The following is a 4,143-nucleotide window of genomic DNA, read 5'->3' on the forward strand; positions in this document are numbered from 1 at the left end:
TACCCATCGAGGCGCGCCAACGCTCGCCCCTCCGTGACCGACTGCCCCGGTCGCACCACGAGCTGCGTCACGGTTCCGGCCACTTCGGCGCGCAGGTTCACGGCGGCATCGGAGCGAATCTGCCCTGTAGTGGTTACCCTCAGCACGCGGTCACCGTCGCGGGCTTCTTCCGCCATCACCGGCAGCGCCAGTGCCGGACGACCGGCTTCCTCGGCCGCTTCCTGCGCGGCGGTGGAGGTGGCGCTGGCGGAATCGGTTGTGGCCGCGGCATCGCCTTTGTTGCAGGCGACTAGCACCAGCGCGACGAGCGCAGGCGCAACGCGCTGCCAGTCCCACGACCAACGAGGAACGTGACGAGGGCGGAGCGGAGTGGGCATCGGTGGGGCAGTAGCGAAGCCAGCGCACGCGGGTTCGCGGTGCTGGACGATGGCACGCAATTGGTGTCGCCCCGGCGGCCAACGGTGGCCGACGGGTCTTATGACAAGTGTGGAGGCCGGGGCCGAATCGCGCGATGGCGAAATGCTGCTCGCCACGTCATTTCAATACTCAGTGATCGACCGGTAGCCCGCTCCTATGGCCGATCGAACGATGATCTGGGCGACCACAGCCGTGATGCAGATCGGGCGCGGCGCTCCAACCACGCGAAACAGGCAAGAACCGTGAGCGCAACGGCGATCAATGTACGAAGCGATGATCGCTATATGCGCTGCACGACGAGGCGCCGCCCGTCACGAACAACTCTTTCCACGCTCGCACGATTCTCCTGCAGACGGAGCGCTTCGGCGTCCGACCGAGGAAGATTCCCATTGGCGGGCTGGAGCGGGTTCCGCATCCGTGGCTGCCACACCAACTCGCCCGCAGGACTCATGGTGACCGGCGATCTCGGCGTGGACGCCGCCTGTCCCTCGAACCAACCTCGCATGTCCCGCAGTGCGAGCGTGGTGGCCGAGTCTTGCGAAATCCCGGCCTCAACGAAGGTCATCCACAATTGTCGGCCGATCTCGCACACGTCGGCGACCCGAACATCAACCCGACGCTCCACGGTCAGGTACGAAAGCACCGCGAACGTGTCAACAAGCGCCACCGTAACGCCTGCACGTCATCGCGTGCCCTCGGACGACGCCCGCAGGAACGCGCCGACAGTCTCCCTGATGCTCTTTTTTGAATTGACGGGAAGCGATTAGCAACGGACCGTAGGCTTCACAGCAAAGCACACCATACGACGTGAGACAGGCCTAGGCCCGTAGCTCTCGGTAGAAATGCGAGGACCCCGTTTTACGCAACAATCGCAAGCATTTGGCTCGCACATCAGGCTTCGTATACTCCTGCAAATCGCTGTCATGTTGGACAGCGGTTTCGTTGTACCGATTTTCTGCCGTACTTTCGCAGCGCCCTCGCGACATCGCCCAAAAAAACCGATTGAGCGCGCCCATCGGCGAGACAGATCAAAACAGGTACTTGGGCCAAAAATCTTGGCAGGTCACCGCGTAGTTGCCCGATGCCAAAGTCTTGTGACTGATGCCAGTACTCGCGAATCAGGGAGTCAGGCTCAACGCTAACTGCAAAAGCGCTTGCGAGTCCCAGCTTCGACAGCTCCGCCATCATTGGCTCCTTTAACCGCTTGCACGCAGGGCATTCCGTCAGAAACCCATAAATCCACAACACGCGGTCTCGCCTGTGCAGCAAGTCAAATGAATCAGCTGCCCCCGTCCGAAGGCCCATCGTTGCAACGGCAGTTCCCTCCCACAATCGTACGTGGCGAAATGGTACTACGTCCCGTGAGCGTGGCCGAACCCAGAGCCAGCTCGCAAGAAGCAGCAATGAGACGGCTACGCTGTTGGTGGCTAACTTGACATTCCGGCTACTTAGCATCAAATGACCAAAACGAGAGACTCGCGCCAGACCCTGTGCTTCTTAGCACTGCAATGCCGTCTCGATTCGCGCTGATCCAACTCATCGGTGTCGGGGTTTCCCATGACTCCAGATACGTGCCCGACTTGATGCTGTAGAGGTCAATCAGACGGCCGCGTCCCTTCCCAATACCGTGATAGGCCACCATGGCGGTGTCCCCGACGACGGCCACAGCGATCGCGGTCGACGTTGTGCTTCTAAGCGAATCCAGAGGTGGCGCTTTGATTGCGTTGTTAGTCCACAAGACGCGACTCGAGTCGACCAGCGCGACACCATTTGACGTCTGCCTCGCTAAGAAGCACTTCCCTCGTCCGGCGGCGGTCAGCACTGACTGCGTTTCTCGGACAAATTCACCTAAGTCGAAGCTGCCACTGCCGACCTTCTGAATCGGCGGCGCGACTTTCCACGGAAACGGAACCGCTCGCGAAGTCAAGTATGTCGGAGCAATGAGCGTAAGCGGATTTATCAAGTCCAGTTGGTAGCCCAGTAAGGCCCCGCCGCCGAGGCCACAGACGGATCTAAGATTCGCCCCAGTTCCTATCGTCCGCTCACTTAGCAACCGACCACCATCGGAGAGTTCGATCACCTTTCCGTTCCCCGGATCAAACACCAAAACGTGGCCACCCGGACCTTCAATAATTTCAGACGGCGTTCGCATCTCTCCCGGACCGCTTCCGCTGACGCCAAATGCCCACGACATTCGACCACTGGATCTAGACAGTGCGACAACTCTCGCGGCGGCCGGATCAAGAACAACCACGTCGTTTTCGAGCAACAAGATCTTACTTGGAATTGCGAACAGCGTATCGTCGGAGTCCACCGCCCTTCGCCACACTTCGCGTAGTGCGGACCGTCGAATGCTTCTTCCATCCTCGAGAATACGATCGGATTGGGAAGAGCAGGCTGTCGTGGCGGCGACGATCACAGCCGACGCGAAGGCGAATTCCCGGACTGCGTTCAATCGCATAATCAGGCGCTATGCACGTATCGAAACTTGCAGAATAGAGTACACCTCGTAACGCCATTTACGGTTGTACACGACTCGACGGCACAGCCGCACGACACGTTTCCATGCGTGCTGCATGCGGGACCACTGCCATCACCGCCGCTCCCGTCTTCTGGCAGCTCATCACCACGTAACGGCGAGCCGGTCAGGACGAGACTTGCAACAAGGACGAAGGCCGAAAGCGTCATAAAGCGAAATTGTCGGATCATGAGAGAGGAGTGTTAAAGATGAGGTTGAGAGGCCCACGATCACGGAGTGCGATTCTTGCAGATCATGATGCAGGTCTGACCACCCCCGCCGGGTACTGGCTTGCAGCTGTTGACATCCACAGTGCACGTCGCGGGGCAGGCGACGCTTCCGGTCGAGCATGGCGCGTCACCGCCGTTTGATCCATCGTCTGTAGGGAGCTCCTGTGCGCCAAGCACAGAAAGAGCAACTAGCATGAAGCTGGATGTCAGCAGGACAAATGATCGACGCACAATTCTGCTCCTGAAGAATGTGAATGGTGAACGATTTCGAATAGCCGTGATCCGATTTCGTGGACGACCGACGTGACATGACTTCGCGGCGGAGATGACACACGACATTGAACAAGACGGGCGCGCCAGGCAATCGTCGTTGCAGCGAGGCGGAGTTCACGGTGGAAGCGTTGCGCTGGCCTGCGACTTACGATGGCGACAGGCGAGCAATCACGCTACAACAGAAAAGTGTGAATCGCCGAATTCTTTTTTCGCCGTTACTCGATCACGCGCAGCCGCGTGTACGGTTCCCAGGCCTGCAGCGCACAGCGCTTCACCCAATCGGATCCCTTGGCGCGAACCTCGGTCCATGAGCGGCCTGTGCTGCTCTTCACCAGCCGATAGCAGGCCGCTGGATACTCACCACGATGCAAGGCGACGTCGCACAGCGACGCACCGTTCTCCGCCGCCTCTACCATTGCACACACGGGGCACCAGTTCTTCAACAGTCTGAAAGGCGGAAGCTGCCGGCGCTCCAACTCACGTGACAGCGTGGTTCGCGACGTCACGGCAAGCGCGCGGCAGGCATCGGTGACACGCACGCGCAGTCGAAAATCGGACAGGATCGGCACCAGCGGCGCGAGTCGACTCGTCATCTCCGCCCAGCATGCTGAGACCGCGGTGCTCGCTTCGATCGGTGACGGGTGCATTCGGTCGCTCCGGAGCAAATAGGAAAAACGAACTGAAACGCACACCATTCACGTGCGA

Annotated in this window: 4 protein-coding genes; all 4 read right to left on the bottom strand. The window is 59.8% G+C overall.

Annotated elements, in window-relative coordinates; all coding sequences use genetic code 11:
• A partial coding sequence (locus ACESNG_RS08125) for a biotin/lipoyl-binding protein (RefSeq protein WP_373068497.1) occupies positions 1-377 on the bottom strand: 377 nt, incomplete at its 3' end.
• Between the two features lie 320 nt (positions 378-697).
• Entirely contained in the window at positions 698-1,084 is a 387-nt protein-coding gene (locus tag ACESNG_RS08130) for a hypothetical protein (protein WP_373063288.1), read from the bottom strand.
• A gap of 777 nt (positions 1,085-1,861) precedes the next feature.
• Complete coding sequence (locus ACESNG_RS08135; protein WP_373068499.1) at positions 1,862-2,878, bottom strand: PQQ-binding-like beta-propeller repeat protein; 1,017 nt, start codon at positions 2,876-2,878, stop codon at positions 1,862-1,864.
• Between the two features lie 775 nt (positions 2,879-3,653).
• Positions 3,654-4,085 carry a hypothetical protein gene (locus ACESNG_RS08140; RefSeq protein ID WP_373068501.1) on the bottom strand — a complete coding sequence of 144 codons (432 nt, stop codon included), beginning with the start codon at positions 4,083-4,085 and terminating at the stop codon, positions 3,654-3,656.
• Positions 4,086-4,143: the final 58 nt, after the last annotated feature.

It is taken from the genome of Gemmatimonas sp., from assembly GCF_041689975.1.
In the GTDB taxonomy this organism is placed as follows: domain Bacteria; phylum Gemmatimonadota; class Gemmatimonadetes; order Gemmatimonadales; family Gemmatimonadaceae; genus Gemmatimonas.